The sequence below is a fragment of the Ruegeria sp. genome (assembly GCF_965243365.1).
In the GTDB taxonomy this organism is placed as follows: Bacteria; Pseudomonadota; Alphaproteobacteria; order Rhodobacterales; family Rhodobacteraceae; genus Ruegeria.
Map to the genome: position 1 here is coordinate 2,356,793 of NZ_CBDEUW010000002.1, position 16,773 is coordinate 2,373,565.

14 protein-coding genes are annotated in these 16,773 nt (G+C 59.2%); 6 read left to right on the top strand and 8 right to left on the bottom strand.

What is annotated here, in order from left to right; genetic code table 11:
* Positions 1–41: 41 nt before the first annotated feature.
* The 3 genes from ACP0GE_RS15410 to ACP0GE_RS15420 form a co-directional block, all read right to left on the bottom strand.
* Positions 42–4,040, bottom strand: a complete 3,999-nt coding sequence (locus ACP0GE_RS15410; RefSeq protein WP_424832796.1) for a translocation/assembly module TamB domain-containing protein — start codon at positions 4,038–4,040, stop codon at positions 42–44.
* Between the two features lie 86 nt (positions 4,041–4,126).
* The gene (locus ACP0GE_RS15415; protein WP_424832797.1) at positions 4,127–5,932 is read right to left on the bottom strand and encodes an autotransporter assembly complex protein TamA; all 1,806 of its coding nucleotides are present in this window, start codon (positions 5,930–5,932) and stop codon (positions 4,127–4,129) included.
* A gap of 159 nt (positions 5,933–6,091) precedes the next feature.
* Positions 6,092–7,315 carry a urate hydroxylase PuuD gene (locus tag ACP0GE_RS15420; protein WP_424832798.1) on the bottom strand — a complete coding sequence of 408 codons (1,224 nt, stop codon included), beginning with the start codon at positions 7,313–7,315 and terminating at the stop codon, positions 6,092–6,094.
* A gap of 96 nt (positions 7,316–7,411) precedes the next feature.
* On the opposite strand from ACP0GE_RS15420, the gene ACP0GE_RS15425 reads away from it, so the two are divergent.
* The gene (locus ACP0GE_RS15425) at positions 7,412–8,332 is read left to right on the top strand and encodes a LysR family transcriptional regulator (protein WP_424832799.1); all 921 of its coding nucleotides are present in this window, start codon (positions 7,412–7,414) and stop codon (positions 8,330–8,332) included.
* A gap of 23 nt (positions 8,333–8,355) precedes the next feature.
* On the opposite strand, the gene uraH is transcribed toward ACP0GE_RS15425, so the two are convergent.
* Positions 8,356–8,712 (bottom strand): hydroxyisourate hydrolase, encoded by a 357-nt coding sequence (uraH, locus tag ACP0GE_RS15430; protein WP_424832800.1) that lies wholly within the window; start codon positions 8,710–8,712, stop codon positions 8,356–8,358.
* Positions 8,713–8,871: 159 nt separating this feature from the next.
* Between uraH and puuE the strand changes: the two genes are divergently transcribed.
* Both puuE and ACP0GE_RS15440 read left to right on the top strand, forming a co-directional pair.
* Positions 8,872–10,290 (top strand): allantoinase PuuE, encoded by a 1,419-nt coding sequence (gene puuE / locus ACP0GE_RS15435; protein WP_424832801.1) that lies wholly within the window; start codon positions 8,872–8,874, stop codon positions 10,288–10,290.
* Positions 10,287–10,775, top strand: a complete 489-nt coding sequence (locus ACP0GE_RS15440) for an ureidoglycolate lyase (RefSeq protein WP_424832802.1) — start codon at positions 10,287–10,289, stop codon at positions 10,773–10,775. Before puuE ends, ACP0GE_RS15440 begins: the two co-directional genes overlap by 4 nt.
* A gap of 39 nt (positions 10,776–10,814) precedes the next feature.
* Here the strand turns inward: ACP0GE_RS15440 and ACP0GE_RS15445 are convergent, their stop codons facing one another.
* The 3 genes from ACP0GE_RS15445 to ACP0GE_RS15455 form a co-directional block, all read right to left on the bottom strand.
* On the bottom strand, positions 10,815–11,801 hold the full coding sequence (locus tag ACP0GE_RS15445) for a type I glyceraldehyde-3-phosphate dehydrogenase (protein ID WP_424832803.1): 987 nt from the start codon (positions 11,799–11,801) through the stop codon (positions 10,815–10,817).
* A 51-nt stretch (positions 11,802–11,852) separates the two neighbouring features.
* Positions 11,853–12,179 (bottom strand): hypothetical protein, encoded by a 327-nt coding sequence (locus ACP0GE_RS15450; RefSeq protein ID WP_424832804.1) that lies wholly within the window; start codon positions 12,177–12,179, stop codon positions 11,853–11,855.
* Positions 12,180–12,247: 68 nt separating this feature from the next.
* Complete coding sequence (locus ACP0GE_RS15455; protein ID WP_424832805.1) at positions 12,248–13,081, bottom strand: bifunctional allantoicase/(S)-ureidoglycine aminohydrolase; 834 nt, start codon at positions 13,079–13,081, stop codon at positions 12,248–12,250.
* A 167-nt stretch (positions 13,082–13,248) separates the two neighbouring features.
* Here ACP0GE_RS15455 and ACP0GE_RS15460 point away from each other — a divergent pair, with 167 nt between their 5' ends.
* A complete protein-coding gene (locus ACP0GE_RS15460; RefSeq protein WP_424832806.1) occupies positions 13,249–13,605 on the top strand; it encodes a hypothetical protein in 357 nt (118 codons plus the stop codon).
* A gap of 3 nt (positions 13,606–13,608) precedes the next feature.
* On the opposite strand, the gene ACP0GE_RS15465 is transcribed toward ACP0GE_RS15460, so the two are convergent.
* A complete protein-coding gene (locus ACP0GE_RS15465) occupies positions 13,609–14,544 on the bottom strand; it encodes a 2-hydroxyacid dehydrogenase (RefSeq protein WP_424832807.1) in 936 nt (311 codons plus the stop codon).
* A 131-nt stretch (positions 14,545–14,675) separates the two neighbouring features.
* Between ACP0GE_RS15465 and ACP0GE_RS15470 the strand changes: the two genes are divergently transcribed.
* Both ACP0GE_RS15470 and ACP0GE_RS15475 read left to right on the top strand, forming a co-directional pair.
* On the top strand, positions 14,676–15,911 hold the full coding sequence (locus ACP0GE_RS15470) for an acyl-CoA dehydrogenase family protein (RefSeq protein ID WP_424832808.1): 1,236 nt from the start codon (positions 14,676–14,678) through the stop codon (positions 15,909–15,911).
* Positions 15,912–15,920: 9 nt separating this feature from the next.
* Positions 15,921–16,721, top strand: a complete 801-nt coding sequence (locus tag ACP0GE_RS15475) for a thioesterase family protein (protein ID WP_424832809.1) — start codon at positions 15,921–15,923, stop codon at positions 16,719–16,721.
* The last annotated feature ends 52 nt before the right edge of the window (positions 16,722–16,773 follow it).

Consider the following 16,773-nt stretch of genomic DNA (forward strand, 5'->3'; position numbering starts at 1 on the left):
CGTAGCCGGTTGCGCCCGAGTGCGGCAATGTGTGCCGGGGATCAATAGTCCCGCTCGAAGAATACCCCGATCCCCGTTTCGCCGCGACCATCCACCGTACCCTTGACGGTGAAATTGTCGGTTACGTCCAGATTCAGGTTCACCTCGGTATCGCCTTCGGTATTGACAGTAAAATCTGTGTAAAGATTGTCGCTCAGATACGCACCGGCGCCCAGCCGACCTGCTCCGCTTTCCGAAGTGCCGATATCGATGGTATCCACCCCGGTCGCGTCCCGCACACCTTTGGTCGAGTCCCCACCGGCACCGCTGAGCTGCGCCAGAGAGGCCGCCATCTGGGCGATGACAAAGGGCGAAAGCTCGGAAAAACGGTTGCCGAACAAAAGCATGGCCAGCGCCTCTTCGGTCGGGCGTTCGGGGTCTGAGAAGATGTTGATTTCAGGCGAATCCAATGGCCCTGCGATTTCGATTGTGGCCGTACCATCCGAAGTGCTGGTGGAGGATTCGAACTCGATATACGGGGTCAGATCGCCCTGTAGCGTGACCAGACCTTTCGTCAGGGCAAGCCTGCGTCCAAGGATGTCGATGTTGCCCCGGATCAGTTCGATCTGACCCGAAGGCACAACCGCAGCCGTTGTACCGCCGATCTGGATGCGCCCCCCCAACTCGGCATTCACGCCGCGCCCCCTTACAAAGACCGCTTTGGGGGCCAGAAGCCCGATATCCAGCGCAATGCGCGAGTCGCTTTTGGTTTGCTTTTCGGTGATCACCAATTGCGCCCGCTCACGGGTGACGAAACCTGCCTTGCTTTCGTTCAGGTGCGTGATTGTCGGGATCGGCGCCGCACCAACCGCACCCGCCGCAGCGGCGAGGTTGATATTTGTCTCACCAAAATTGATTTGCCCGGCCAATGAACTGTTCCCAGCCAGCGCGCCGGACAGCGCGATCTGACCGTTCAGGGTGGTTTCGTACAGCAGCTTGTCGGTCAGTACCAGGTTGTTGATCGCCGTAGTGATCTGGGCATTGAACGGCGGCGTCAGGTCGATCGGGCCATTTACGCTAAAGCCGCCACCTGCGCGGACGCCGCCTTGCAGTGAGATTGTGGCACGGCTTTGGGCAATGTTCACCGTACCGCCGATCCCCGTGATGGTCTGCCCGATGCTTGGAATCGCCATCGCAGTGCCTGAGGTCGAGATGGAACCGCTGAGCGCGCCCAGCGACGGCGCGCCCTTCATGGTCAGGTCAAAACTTGCCGCACCTTCAATACTGTTGGGCGAGATGAAAGCGTTGATCAGGCCGATGTTCAGGCCGCCTTTCATCGCCAGATCTGCGGTCCCATCGCTTTCGTCAAAGGTCCCGGCCACTGTGGTTTTGATCTGGGCGGGCCCCTCGGCTTTGGCGTCAATGGTCCATGTCCCCGCATCGCGGCGCGCCTTGCCGGCTGCCGAGATTGTGCCGGGGAACTCGGGCACGAACCGTTCTATGCGGTTAAAGCGTGCCTCAAAATCCAGATCGGCGGTGCCGTTGCTCTGCACCGTCCCTGTCAGGTTGGCATACGAACTGTCGGGGCCTTGCAAACGTGCCGTACCTTCCAGCCCTGATCCGGTAGGGGCAACGTTTCCGTCCAGTTTCAAAGGTCCGGACAGAGATGGAGAAAGGCGCGATAGACTGTCCAGCTCGGCGGAGAAATTCAGCCCGCCCGTCTCACGCTTTACTTGACCGGACGCGCTTGCTGTCAGCGCGGCCCCGTTCAGGCGGAAGGTTCGTACGTTCAGGCCCTGTTCATCATTCACCGCATCCACAGCCAAGGTGGTGCGCCCGGATAAAAGGTTGTCCACGGGATCAATGCCAGTGACGATGTCATCGGCCCAGACATCACCTTGAACGTCGAATAGTTGGCTGCTTTGGGAGCCTTTCCCTTTTATGTCAGCGCGAACCGAGCCGCCGAGGGCGCGCCCGGCGATCCCCGAAAACAGAGATAGGTCAGGCGCATCTATTTTTGCCTGCCCATCAATGCTCAGATCGCCCGTCAGATCATCGATGACTGCCGCAACTTGCGCGGTCACTGCATTGGCAGTCACGGACGCGCTGCGGACGGTGATTTGGTCGCCGGCTTTGGCCCCGTCAAAATCGATCGACACCTGACCAGTCAGCAATGGGTCAAACTGCGATAGACCGGTTTGGATATTGTCACCGGCCACTTTGGCAGTGCCATCGAATTCCAGCGACTGCACGGATCCTTTACCTGACAACTGAGCCTGCAACGCGCCGCTGAGGTCTTGTTGTGCCAAGCCCGAGAAGATGGACAGATCACTGACATCCAGGCTGACCTGACCGTCCAGCGTCAGGTTTCCGTCAGGTGTTGTGACATCGCCACTGGCTTGTGCAGTGATTTCTTCGGATGTGATCGAGAAGGTCCGGATCGTGACCCCATCCGTGTCCCGCTTTGCGTCCAACGTGATCTCGGTTTCTCCGTCGATCACGGGGTCAATATCATCACGTCCGGTTGAAAGGTCGTTGCCCCGGACCGCAACGATGGCGTCAAAGCTACCTTCAAGCGGTGAGCCTGTGCCGACAACATTGATTGAGGCATTCCCGCCAAGGTCAAGCTTTGCCAATTCGGAAAACCGCGACAGGTCAGAAGCTTGCAGAGAGGCCGAACCGTCGATTTTCAACCCGGTGGCCAAACCGCTGATCGCCGCATCACCTGCCAGTTTATAGTCACTGCCGACCAGTTCAAAGCTGGACAGGTTCAGGCTCTGGTCCGTTCCGTATTCGAATTGCCCGTCCAGCGTGACACGGTCGCCAATCGCCGCATTCAAAGCCGGGTCGGCCATGTCGACGCCGTCAAGCGCGGCTTGCAGGTCTCCGTCGATGGCCAGACCGCTGCTTTGATCCAGCGTACCCTGACCGATAATCTGTGCCCGGTCGAGATTGATTTGGGCCGCCATGACATCATCGGCGGTCAGGCTCAGATCCCACAAGTCGCCGTTTTTCGCGTCAAACAATGCCGAAACCTGGGCAGCGCCGATCGAGGTGTCGCCGCCACTGACAGGCAGTACCACGCTGTCGCCTTCCGGCGGGGTTATCCGGCCCTGCACAGCCAGCAGTTGCAGCTGCCCACCAGCTGCGAGGCTCAGCTGGCTCTCCAGCTTCAACGCTTGTGCGGTGACCTCGATATTCGAGATATCCAACGCCCCGTCGGCATGCGTTCGGCCGTCGACGAACACCTTGGTGTCGGTGCCAAAGAACGTATCCATGTCCTCGGCCAGAAACGGTGTCAGGTCGCCGCCCAGATCGGCTGTGAATGCAATTCCGTCGTCAGCGCTTGCGGCGGCAGTCGGGGCTGCACGCAGGCGCACCTGTCCGGTCACCCGAAGCTGATCGTCGCTGCTCAGGCCGATATCGGCCGTGAAATCCGTCACCGGGCCATTTCCCTTTGCGGTCAAACCAATGGGCGGGCTGTCCGGAATTTTCAGCGCTGTTGCAATCAAACCGCCCGACGCTTCAGCCACAGTCAGATCAAGGTTGATTTCGCGGCTTTGGTTGCTGAACCCGGCAGTCAGATCAATGGTGTCGCCGGGGCGGTCGGTCCGGTCGATATCCAGAGTCGTGTCCAGCGCGCCATCGGCCAGCGAGAGGTTGCCATTGACCTGCAGATCAGCGGCGACACCGATCAACGGCTCGCCCAGAGACAGGTCATCGACCCTCAGCTCTCCGATTTCAATCGCAACCGGCAGTTCCGGCAATTGGAACGGTTGTGTTTCTGCCGAAGGCGGCGGTGTTTCCTTGGTTGTGGTGCCCGGGGCCCGGGCAATATCGATCTCTTCGGCTGTCAGGGCATTGACCGAGAACCGACCGCGCAGCAGGGCCAAACGGTTCCAGTCGAGTTCCGCATTCTTGATGGTCAGCCAGATGCCTTCGTCATCCGCGACTGTGATTTCCTGAATTGTCGCGCGTGAACTCAACGCGCCTTGCAGGCCGATGACCCGGACATTTTGATTGTCGCCAGACAGCGTGTCCTGCAAGAAGCGCTCGATCATGCTGCCGCCTTCCTCCTGCGCCATCAGTGGCACAGGCGCGGCCAATGCGACCGAGGCGAGCAGAAGGGGATATGCAGCGCGACGTATCAAAAGGCCTGACCGATTCCGATATAGAATTGTAGCCCGCTTCCGGTGGTGCCCTGAACCGGGTAGGCCAGATCAAACCGCAAGGGGCCAAACCCGCCCAGATCATAGCGGATACCGATTCCGGCACCTGCGTGATCCTCGGCGCCGCTGCCGATGAACGAGGATGTGTCGACAACCCCATAGTCGTAGAACCCGACCAGGGACAAAGTTTCGGTTACGCGTCCGCGCACCTCACCCGACAAACCGATGAATGATCTACCGCCAGCAACACCGGTTCCGACCGGAATTCCAAGGCTTTCAAACGGCTGGCCCCGCACCGTCCCGGCCCCGCCAGAGAAAAACAGAAAGTCCGGCGTGACCCCGTCCGCAGGCGGCCCGACGACCGAGCCCAATTGCACACGGCCCGCCAGCACCAAACGTCCGCCTGTGCCCAGATCGTTGTAGGCACGACCGTCGAAAAACAGCCTTAGGCCGGTGTCGGTTCCGGACAGGCCAACAAAGGGCATCGCCTGTGAATCCAGATAAAAGCCGCGCGTGGCGCTGACTTTGCTGTCCCGTTCATCCCATTCCGAGCGGAAGGGAATGATGAAGTACCGGAACTTGCGGCCACTGCCATAAGCGTCGTCGGCATCTGACCACTGAAATCCGGCCGAGGCTTCGGCATAAAGTCGGTCCGAGAACGTTCGCCGCGCACCATAGGTAAGCGAGGCCACAGACACATTGTAGTTTTCAGTGTTGCGGCGTTCCAGAAGTGCGCTCCAGAACGTGTTGTCATCCGGGCCCAGGCGATCAGGCTGGTCCAGACGCAGACCGATACGGCCGTCCAGATCTTCGCTACCGCCAATATTGCGTAGCGCTGCCTCGAACCTCAGCCGCTCGGCGCGGCGGGACACGTTGCGATGGGTCCAGGTGGCGGTCAGGTCGATCCCTGCATTCGAGGCGACCTCGGCCCCGAAGGTCAGGCGGCGCGGCGGCAGGTCTTCGAACGTGGCGTCGAAATCCAGGGTGCCGTCCGGATTTGGCGTGTCACGCTCCTGAATTGACACCACGCTGAACGTGCCGGTGCGACGAAGGCGGGTTCCGACCTTTTGCAACTCTTGGGGGGAATACACCTCACCCGATGGAAACCCGGCAATTTTCTCGATCGAGCGGTGACGGACCCTGGTGTCGCCCTGAATGATCATCTTACCGAATGTCAGACGCGGGCCAGGATCAAGATCGATCTGCGCGTCCAGCCGGGATTGCGCATGGCGGGCGATGACTTTCTGGCCTTCGACATCCGCCTTGGCGTGGCCTGCATCTTTCCAACCCTGTACACCTGTCGACGTGGCCTGCTGAATCGCGCCGGTCGTGGCCAGTTTGCCTGTTGCAAACTCTGCGGGCAATTCCGTGTCAGGCGCGATCGGTTGCACGACAGCTTCGCCAAAACGGAATGTCGGCCCCGGTGTGACCGTAATCACCGCCCGCTTGAACTGGGCCGGGGCATCCAATGCGCTGATATTCGCGGCCTCTTGCCCATCCAGTTTGATGCTGACGACCGGACCGAAATACCCTTCGTCATACATGATCTGGACGATGGTGCGGTAATCTGACAGAGCAGCCGACAAAACCTCTAGCGACGTATCAAGACCGCGCGAATCCGCCGTATATACCGATGAGGTCTCTTCAAGTCGCGCGACAAGATCTTTGGATGCGCCGGGGGCCGACAGGGTAACGTCCAAAGCAGCGGCAAAAGTCGGGGCAATTGAGGCGACTGCGCCAACCAGCCAGTACCTCAAAACCCCGCGCGGCCTGCTCCCTGTCATCATTTTGTTCCAACTGCCCCAGGTCGAAATCGTTATTGCCGCGCAATACCCGGTCGCGGCCCATTGAATTCATCTTAGAGCATCTGTTTGCGTTCAGGGAAAGAACTTATCCGCCAAAGCCGTCTGATTTAACTACGTTGATCTGTGTCTGTGCAGGATTTACAGGCCGGCATTTCTGAACCACCGAATAATCGCTTCGCGGTCTTCGGGTTCCATGTAGGTTACGTTTGCGGGTGGCATGGCGTGGCTGACGCCGGCCTGCAGGTAAATCTGCTGCGCGTTGCGGGCGATATCGGCTTCGGTTTCAAGCAACACGCCTTTTGGGGCCCACAGGATACCCTCCCAGACCGGTTCGCGCGCATGACACATGGAACAGCGGCCCAGCACGACATCATGTGCTGTTTCAAACCCTTCGGCTGCCGCGAATTTTTGTTCGTATCGGGTAAGGGGCTGAGCTTCGGCCTCTTCCAAGGGTTTGTACATCGGAGCGGTCGATAGCCACATGATCGCAATGAACAAAAGCGCAGTGACCAGCCAGGTCCAGGTCGGATTGCCCGCACGCGCATGGCGGGTGTTGAAATAGTGCCGGATCGTGACCCCCATCAGGAAGACCAGCGCAGCGATGATCCAGTTGTACTCGGTCGCGAAAGCCAGCGGATAATGGTTCGACAGCATCAGGAACACGACCGGCAGCGTCAGATAGTTGTTGTGGGTCGACCGCAGTTTGGCGATCTTCCCGTATTTCGGATCGGGTGTGCGCCCGTTCTTTAGATCATCCACCACAATGCGCTGGTTGGGCATGATGATGAAGAACACATTTGCGGTCATGATCGTGGCGGTGAACGCACCCAGATGCAGCATCATCGCACGACCGGTGAAGATCTGATTATAACCCCAGCCCATGGCGACCAGCAGGACGAATAGCAAAACCATAAGAAGGGTGGGGCGTTCACCTAGCCCGGATTTGCACAGGTAATCATAGACCAGCCACCCGACGGTCAGAGAGGCCGCCGAGATCAGAATGCCCTGCCACAAAGCCAGATCCGCCTTTTGCGCATCGATCAGATACAGCTCTCCACCGACCCAATAGACGATCATCAGCAGTGCCGCGCCGCTGAGCCATGTGGCGTAACTTTCCCATTTGAACCAAGTCAGGTGGTCCGGCATCCGTTCCGGCGCGACCAGATATTTCTGGATGTGATAGAACCCTCCACCGTGCACCTGCCATTCCTCGCCATCAGCCGGGCCGGGAATGTCGCGGTTCAGGCCCAGATCCAGCGCGATGAAATAGAATGAGGATCCGATCCAGGCGATGGCGGTGATCACGTGCAGCCAGCGCACGGCAAAAGCCATCCAATCCCAGAACACGGCAAAGTCGTACATGTCAGAGGTCTCCGATTGCGTTGCCTCACACTAGGCAAGCGGGCTTTTCTTCGGTATTCCCGTATATTATCAAACTGTATCAAAAAAAACGAAAAGATGTCCTACCTCGACAACATCCGAACCTTTGTCCGCGTTTATGATCTGGGCAGCATGTCCGCCGCCGGGCGCGACCTGCGCATTTCGCCTGCGGTAACCTCGGCGCGGATTTCGCAGTTGGAGGATAAGTTGGGCGTTCGCCTGTTCCAGCGTACCACCCGCAACCTGACACCCACCGAACAGGGCCGGGCGTTCTACCCCGGCGCGGTGGCGGTTCTGGACGCGGTGGACGAGGCCGAGGCGCAGGTGATGCACCTGACTGAAGCGCCTCGTGGCTCGTTATTTGTGGCGGCCCCACTTGGGGTAGGGCGGCGCCTGCTAGCGCCGCATGTGCCGGAATTTTTGTCGGAATACCCCGAAATCGATGTGCGCCTGCGGCTGACAGACCGATCTGTTGATCTGACCACCGAAGGACTGGATCTGGCACTTTTCATTGGTCAGCCCGAGGACAGCACGTTGCGCATTCGCAAGATATCCGATTGCCAGCGCGTGCTTTGCGCTGCGCCGGACTATGTAAAACGACACGGGGCACCGGCATCTGGCACCGATCTGATCGCTGACAAACATGAATGCCTGAACCTGCGGTTTCCCGGCGCGACCGAGTTTCAATGGATGCTGGAAACGCCAGAAGGCCCCAAACGGTTTGCGGTTTCAGGACGGTTCGAGTGTGACGATGGCGACGTGCTGACGGATTGGGCTTTGTCCGGGCAAGGGATTGCAATGAAGCCTGTGTTTGAAGTGGCCGAACATCTGAAAGCCGGGCGTTTGGTCCCGGTTGCGCAGGATACGCCGCCGACCCCGGTGCAGATGGCTTGCCTGTATACACATCGGCGTCATCAGGACCCCAAGGCGCGGTTGTTCATGGATTTCATGATCCCGCGCATTGGAAAAGTTGTTCGTTCGGCGGAGGGGCTTAACTAAAACCCCTTTCCCGGTGCCTATGGTCAGCTTCCGCGATAGGTCGAATAACCGTAGGGGGATAGCAAAAGCGGCACATGATAATGTGCATCGGGGTCGGACATGCCAAATCGGATCGGCACCTGATCCAGAAACAGCGGCTCGTCGCCATCCTGGCCCGTGGCGCGCAGATAATCACCAGCAAAGAAAATCAATTCATACGACCCCGTCTTGAATTTTTCCTGCGGTAGAATCGGGCTGTCTGTACGGCCATCTGAATTGGTCACCATTTCGACCAGTTTACGATGGGAATTCCCGGACACTGCATATAGGGCGATTTTCAACCCTTCTGCCGGGCAGCCTCGGGCTGTGTCCAAAACATGGGTTGTCAGGTAGCCGGCCACGAAATTCTCCTTTGAAAGTCCGATGTGATACAGAGTGAAACGGTTTTCATAACAATTGAAATGCCGAAAGAACCGGAAACTGCGTTCGGATTGATTTGATAATCTCAGACGTCTTTCTAAGCTAAACCTGTCAGGTCCCTAATCAAAATGGAATAAACCATGCAGCCGCCTCGTTACTCTCGCGATATGACCGGATACGGAGCTAACCCACCGGATGCCCAATGGCCGGGCGGGGCCAAGCTGGCAGTTCAGATTGTTCTGAACTACGAGGAAGGCGGTGAGAATTGCCTGTTGCACGGCGACCCCGCTTCCGAGGCCTTTCTGTCGGAAATCGTTGGCGCGGCACCGTGGCAGGGGCAACGGCACCTGAACATGGAATCGATTTACGAATACGGCGCGCGCGCAGGCTTCTGGCGATTGCATCGGCTTATGAAGGATATCCCGATCACCATCTATGGGGTTGCAACCGCCTTGGCGCGCTCACCGGATCAGGTGGCAGCCATGAAATCCGCGGGGTGGGAGATCGCAAGCCATGGTTTGAAATGGGTCGAACACAAAGATATGCCTGAGGCTGAAGAACGCGTCCAGATCGCCGAGGCTGTCCGTCTGCATACCGAGGTCGTCGGCGCACCTCCGCGTGGGTGGTACACCGGGCGGTGTTCGGAAAATACGGTGCGGCTGGCGGCAGAGGAGGGCAGCTTTGCCTACGTCGCCGACACTTACGCGGATGATCTACCCTATTGGATTGAGGCTGGTGAGAGGGACCAGTTGATTGTTCCCTATACACTGGATTGCAACGACATGCGCTTTGCGACACCACAGGGATTCAACTCGGGCGATCAGTTCTTTTCCTATCTCAAGGACAGTTTCGACGCGTTGTACGCAGAGGGTGAAGCCGGGGCACCAAAGATGCTGTCGATCGGTTTGCACTGCCGCCTGATCGGACGTCCGGGCCGTATTATGGCTTTGAAACGGTTCCTTGACTATGCCCGCAGCTTTTCGGACGTTTGGTTCGCGACGCGTCTGCAGATCGCGGAACACTGGGCGGCCCATCATCCCCCCATGCGCAGCCCAAGACCTTCACGAATGGAGCGCGCCGAGTTTGTTGCAAATTACGGCGGAGTTTTTGAACACTCGGCCTGGATTGCGGAACGGGCGTATGAGCTTGAATTGGGACCGGCGCATGACACGGCAGGCGGTTTGCACAACGCGCTGACGCGGATGTTCCGATCTGCTTCTGAAAAAGAACGCCTTGGCGTGTTGACCGCGCATCCCGATCTGGCAGGCAAGCTGGCGCAGGCAAAGCGACTGACACAGGAAAGCACGTCCGAGCAGGCCTCGGCCGGGTTGGATGCACTGACGGATGCGGAAAGGGCGGCGTTCACAGACCTAAACACGCGCTACACGCAGAAATTCGGATTTCCTTTCATCATTGCGGTGCGGGATCATGACAAGGCCTCGATCCTGCAAGCCTTCGAACGACGGATCGAACAGGACCGGGATACAGAGTTTGCCGAAGCCTGCCGACAGGTTGAACGGATTGCCGAGTTCCGTTTGCGGGACATGTTGCCGTCATGAGCCGCCGGATTGTGATCGAGGCGATCTCGGCCAAGGCATTTGCTCCGTTTGGTGATCTGATGGACGTGTCAGGCGCGCCGGACAAGATCATCAATCAGGGTCAATGCGGTCGGTATCATGATCGGGCGGCAATGGAATTTGGTGATGGCCGCGCTGGTATCAGCCTGTTTGACGCCAACCCGCGCGCCTTGCCTTATCAACTGGATATGGTCGAACGACACCCGGAGGGCAGTCAGGCCTTTATTCCGATGACCCATCAGGCGTTTCTGGTGATTGTTGCGCCAGATGAGGGTGGAAAGCCCGGGCTGCCCCGAGCCTTTGCGACGCTGCCGGGGCAGGCTGTGAACTACCATCGCGGAACATGGCATGGGGTGCTGACCCCCTTGCACGGGCCGGGGCTGTTTGCCGTCGTGGACCGGATTGGAGAGGGCACCAATCTTGAGGAGTATTGGTTCGATACGCCCTATGAGGTCGTCGAGGGATAATACAGGGCGGCTCCCGCCCGGGCCCGCCCGCCCGCTGCGTCAGCGTTCTACCATCAACCGTGCGACGTCCAGCATACGTGCCGAGAAGCCCCATTCATTATCATACCAGCCAAACACCCGAACCTGGTTTTGGCCGACGATGCGTGTTTCCGGCCCTGCGATGACGAGGGACTCGGGGCGTGTGCGCAGGTCGGAGGACACCAACGGCTGATCGGTCCATCCCAGAACGGGCGATTGGTCGACGGCGTTACGCAGTGCGGACTGGAAGGCATCCGGTGTCATGCCGCGTTCCAGCGTTGCGACGAGGTCCACAGCCGAAACACTGGCTGTCGGCACCCGAACCGCCGCGCCTGATATGCGCCCGGCGAGGTGGGGCAGGATTTCATCGATCAGGTGTGTGGCGCTGGAGGTCGTAGGAACCATCGACAGCGCCCCAGCGCGCGACCGGGCCAGATCGCCACGCGGGGCGTCTACCATCGGCTGACTGTTGGTATAGCAGTGGATCGTCGTCATATGCGCGGATGCGATACCACCGATCTTATCGAGCGCGGACACCAAGGGCGCGAGCCCGTTGGTGGTACAGGATGCGTTTGACACAATCCGGGCATTGCCCAGTTGATCCTCGTTGGCGCCCAGCACAATGGTGATCTCGGCAGCGGGTGAGGGGCCGGAGATCAGGACCTTGCCCGCCCCGGCTGTCAGGCCCTGACTTGCCACGTCTGACGTGCGGGCGATCCCCGTACAATCCAGCAGAACGTCGACACCTGAAAGGTCGACGCGGGTCAGATCGGGGCTGTGAGTCATGGGAAAGCAACGCCCGTCAACGTCGAGCACTGCGTTGCCCTGTGTCACCTGACCCGGGTAGGGGCCAAAGGTGCTGTCATATTTGAACAGGTAGGCACAGGTTTCCAGCGGCGCGATGTCGTTGATCAGCACCACGTCGACACCCTTGTCCTGCGGTAAGGCCAGAACCTGCCGCAGGATCGTGCGGCCGATGCGGCCGAATCCGTTGATCGCTATTCTCATGGGCAAGCTATGGCAGGCTGTTTGTACGACCTCAATGCCGGAAGTTGGCTGTTACGACCCGCAACTGACCTGCGAGAAAAACTGGCCCGAGATATTCTGATACATGCTGGAAAAGATCACCTTGCACCCTGTCGCGGCTTGGATTGCAGCGATAGCCTGTGCCGTACGGGTGCGCGGCGGTGGTCCAAAGGGGTTGAGGTTGTTGTTATCCCGTGTCGCCCGATAAACAACTGGCGCGTCCGTGACTTGCGTGACCTCCCATGTCCGGCTGAGCACATTAACGGTTTTGGTTTCGTCTTTGGCCACAACCGGCGCCGCAACCATTGAGGTCAGGCCAACGACGGTTGCCAGAGCCAGCGATGTTGAGCGCAGTCGCATCGATAATCTCCAGTGCTGAAATCTGATCTGATATCAACAGATTCAAACTCCGCTGTGAACCCCTGAACCTACCGCCGGTTCAGAGATAACGGCATATGGCGGTTCACATCCTTGTACAGCAGGTATCGAAACCTGCCCGGGCCGCCCGCGTAACAGGCCTGCGGGCAGAACGCACGTAGCCACATGTAGTCGCCCGCCTCGACCTCTACCCAATCCTGATTCAGGCGATAAACCGCCTTGCCCTCTAGCACGTAAAGTCCGTGCTCCATAACGTGCGTCTCGGCAAAGGGGATGACACCGCCGGGTTCAAAGGTGACGATGTTCACGTGCATGTCATGGCGCAGGTCCTGCGGGTCGGCAAAGCGGGTGGTGGCCCAGCGCCCTTCGGTACCCGGCATCGGGATCGGGGCGATGTCGCGTTCATTGGTGATGATAGGATCTGGTGTGGTCAGGCCATGGACGGCCTCATAGGCTTTGCGAATCCAGTGGAACCGGGCAATTGCACCTGTCCTGTTGTGCAGAAACCAGTCGCTGCCCGGCGGGATATAGGCATAGCCGCCTTCATCCAGAACATGTTCGGTGCCGTTGAGGGTCAGCGTCACGCCGCCTTCGGCGACAAAGATGACGCCCTGCGCCTGTGGATCGGTTTCCGGGGTGTTGCTGCCGCCGCCGGGTTGAACCTCCATGATGTACTGCGAAAAGGTCTCGGCAAAGCCGCTGAGCGGGCGGGACAAGACCCACAGCCGCGTGCCCTCCCAAAACGGCAGTGAACTGGTGACGATATCGCGCATCGTGCCTTTGGGGATGACGGCATAAGCCTCAGTGAACATGGCGCGGTCGGTCAGCAGCTGGGTCTGGTCAGGATGCCCGCCGCTGGGGGCGTAATAGGATGAGTTTGCCATTCTAGCCTCGGGATACTGTGTTTCCGGCACTATGAAGGGATCGCGGAAGAGGGCCTAGCGCCACCTTTGCGATAGGTTTGTTCGGGATTATTTGAAGGTGGGCTTGGCCGTGCAATCCGGACGGTATATCCTTGGTTGCAAATCGATTTCAGCACGACGAGGCAGCCATGAAAGCCCGGACCCATATTGCATTGGCCACTGTTGCCGCGATCTCAGCGGCAGTCGCTGCGAACGCAAAACCAATTTCCCGGATTATTGCCGAGATGGGACTGACACCTGCCGATTTCGAGGTGGTGAACGCGACCTCGACCGCGATGCTGTCGGGCGGTAGCCCTAGTGTCGGGCAAGAGCGCGCATGGGTGAATGAAAGCACCGGCTCAAAAGGTACGATTCGTGTGCAGGCGGTGCAGAATAACTGCGTCACCCTTCAGCATGTCATCGATCCCGAAGGCGCTGGCCAGACCCGCGAAATTCGGACCCGCCGGTGCAAGGACGCCAACGGAAATTGGCTGATGGCCCCCTGACCGTCAGTATCCGCGAGTCCTGTTCACCTCGTGCAGCAGAGGCGCGCCGGCGGTCAGGTTGCGGAAGTTCTGAATGACGTCTGTCAAAGCGTCGCCCAGATACCATCCGGAGACATGCGGTGTGATTGTCACGCTTGGGTTGAGCCATAGGGGACTGTCCGCAGGTAGAGGTTCCTGACTGGTGACATCCAGAACTGCATGGCCGGGCGTGCCCTTGTCCAGGGCGGCGATCAGGGCTTGTTCGTCAATCAGATCCCCGCGTCCGGCGTTCAGCAACTGGCTGCCTGGCTTCATTCGGGCCAACATCGCCGCGTCAAACAGACCGATCGTTTCCGGGGTCGACGGCAGAATGGCGCAGACATGATCGCATTGCTCCAGGACTTCGGGCAAGGCATCCGGGCTGTGATGGCAGGTCACCCCGTCAATCTGCTTTTCGGACCGGCTCCAACCCAGAACCCTGAAACCAACTGCATCCATCATGCGGGCGGTGCGGGCTCCGATATGACCCAGCCCCAGAACGCCAACGACAGTGTCGGGCGAGAATACCGGTGCTTTTGGCAGCCATTCGGCGCTGGCCTGCGCGGTCTCGTGAAATGCCATGTTCCGCTGGGTGCGCAGGATGTAGGCCAGAAACCATTCGGCAATGCCCTGCGCAGGGGCGTCGGGTTTCAGGCGGGCAACGCGCATGTGATCGGGCAGGGAGGGATGGCCGAGGATGGTTTCCACCCCAGCGCCAAGCTTTTGCAGCAGTTGCAGGTTTGGCAGGCGCATCAAGTGATCTTCGCGCATCTGCACCATTGCGACCATCGTGATTTCATCTGCATTGCCAAGTGTATCCGGCGTGCGCACATCCAGCTCAGGCGCCAGCTTTCGTATGTCGCGGGCGATATCCTCATCCGTCATCCAGTCCGACAGGCCGGTCTCGATCAAAAGGGCCATGCAGCGCCTCCTTATCCTGAAAATAGGTTTAGTGACGTTCCGTCACTCAACTGGACAGTTCGTGCGCAGCTAAGCCATTCTTTCCGCCAAGGTAAAGCCCACCGTTTGGCCACCCGAGGAGGAATCGCCCCATGACCATGACCTTTGGACTGCGCGAGGAGAACCACGCCCTGCTGCAACGGGTAAAAGATATGATCCGGGACGAAATCATGCCCCTGGAACACGAGTATCAGGCCGAGATCAACAAGGGCGACCGCTGGCAATATACCGAACGTCAGGCCGAAATCCTCGAGGGGCTGAAGGCCAAGGCCAAGGCAGCCGGGCTGTGGAACTTCTGGCTGACCGACAGTGACAAGGGATTTGGTCTGACAACTGTGGAGTATGCTTTTTTCGCCGAAGAGATGGGCAAGACACCACTGGGGGCCGAGGTTTTCAACTGCTCGGCCCCGGACACCGGCAACATGGAAGTGTTCGAGCGGTACGGAACCGAAAAGATGAAAGAGCAGTGGCTGAAGCCGCTGCTGGAGGGCCAGATCAGGTCAGCCTATCTGATGACCGAACCCGATGTGGCCTCGTCCGACGCAACCAATGTGTCGATGTCCTGTGTGCGGGATGGGGATGACTACGTACTGAACGGCGAGAAATGGTGGTCCTCCGGCGCGGGTGATCCGCGCTGCAAGGTTTATATCGTCATGGTGAAAACCGCCGGGGATGAGCAGCCAAAGCATAAACGCCAATCGATGATCGTCGTGCCCGCAGACACGCCGGGGATCGAGCGGTTGCGCCCGATGGAGGTTTATGGCCATGACGAAGCGCCGCATGGGCATATGCATATCCGGTTCACGGATGTCCGGGTTCCGGCGGAAAATATGCTGGTGGGCGAGGGCCGGGGCTTTGAGATCGCACAGGGCCGACTGGGGCCGGGACGCATTCACCATTGCATGCGCGCCATAGGGCAGGCCGAGATTGCCCTGGAACAGATGTGCAAACGGTCGCTGCAGCGTGAGGCTTTTGGCAAGAAGCTGGCCCAACTGGGTGCCAATTTCGATATTATCGCGGAATGCCGGATGGAGATTGAGATGGCCCGCCTGTTATGCCTCAAGGCGGCGTGGTACATGGATCAGGGCGATGCTCGGGCTGCGGCTCCGTGGATCAGCCAGATCAAGGTCGTTGCGCCCCGTGTCGCACTGAAAGTGATCGATGAAGCGGTCCAGATGTTTGGTGCGCAAGGCATCAGCCAGGATACCCCGCTGGCAAATGCCTGGACACATGTCCGTACCCTCAGGATGGCTGACGGGCCAGATGCGGTGCATCGTCGGCAGGTGGCCCGGGCCGAATTGAAAAAGCACACTCAGGAAAAGATTTGAGCGACCGAAATGCAGGATGACGCCAGCACTCAGTCTTATTTTCGCCTGCGAGAGGACGGTGTCTTTGCGGGCAATGATCCGGCGCGCGGGCCGTGGTCGGCCGATCACTGTCACGCTGGACCGGTCAGTGGTTTGATTGTACGCGCCGCAGAGGCCGAGATCGGCGCGGACAAGATGTTGACCCGGCTGACGGTCGACCTGCTGCGGCCTTTACCGCTGGTCGGGTTGCGGGTTGCCGCCGAGACGACGCGCCATACCAAGACCCTGGCGACCACGCGCGTCACCGTGCATGATCTGGATGACTCGCTATGCGCGACAGCAACGACGATGCATCTGGTGCGTCGAGACCTTGGGCCGGTTCCGGATGCAGACTGCGCCCGCCCGGATATTACCAAGGTGGTCGAAGGTCCGTTTCCCCTGAACCAATTGCGGCACGGCTTAAAGGCGTTCCCACATTACGCCGAGGTTCGCTATCCCGAAGCTGGCAATCAGGGGGCCGGACCCAAGACAATCTGGATGCGTACACCAAACCTGTTGCAGGGTGAGGTGCAATCGCCGATTCAGTCGCTTTGTGCGCTGGCCGATTGCGGGAATGGCATATCCTGGAATGCCCCGCCCACCGAAATGGGCTTTATGAACACGGACCTGACGGTGAACATCCATCGCGAGCCGGTGTCGGATTGGCTGGCCTCTCAGTCCATTTCGCACTGGCAACCGTCTGGCGTGGGGATGTCTCAGGCGGTGTTATATGACACAGAGGGGCCGATTGGGACGGCACTGCAGACGCTGGTTCTGTTTCCGTCTGGATAGGCGCATCGGCTGCTTTCTGCACCAACGACCGGAAAGCCGTTGCCGGGGTCCG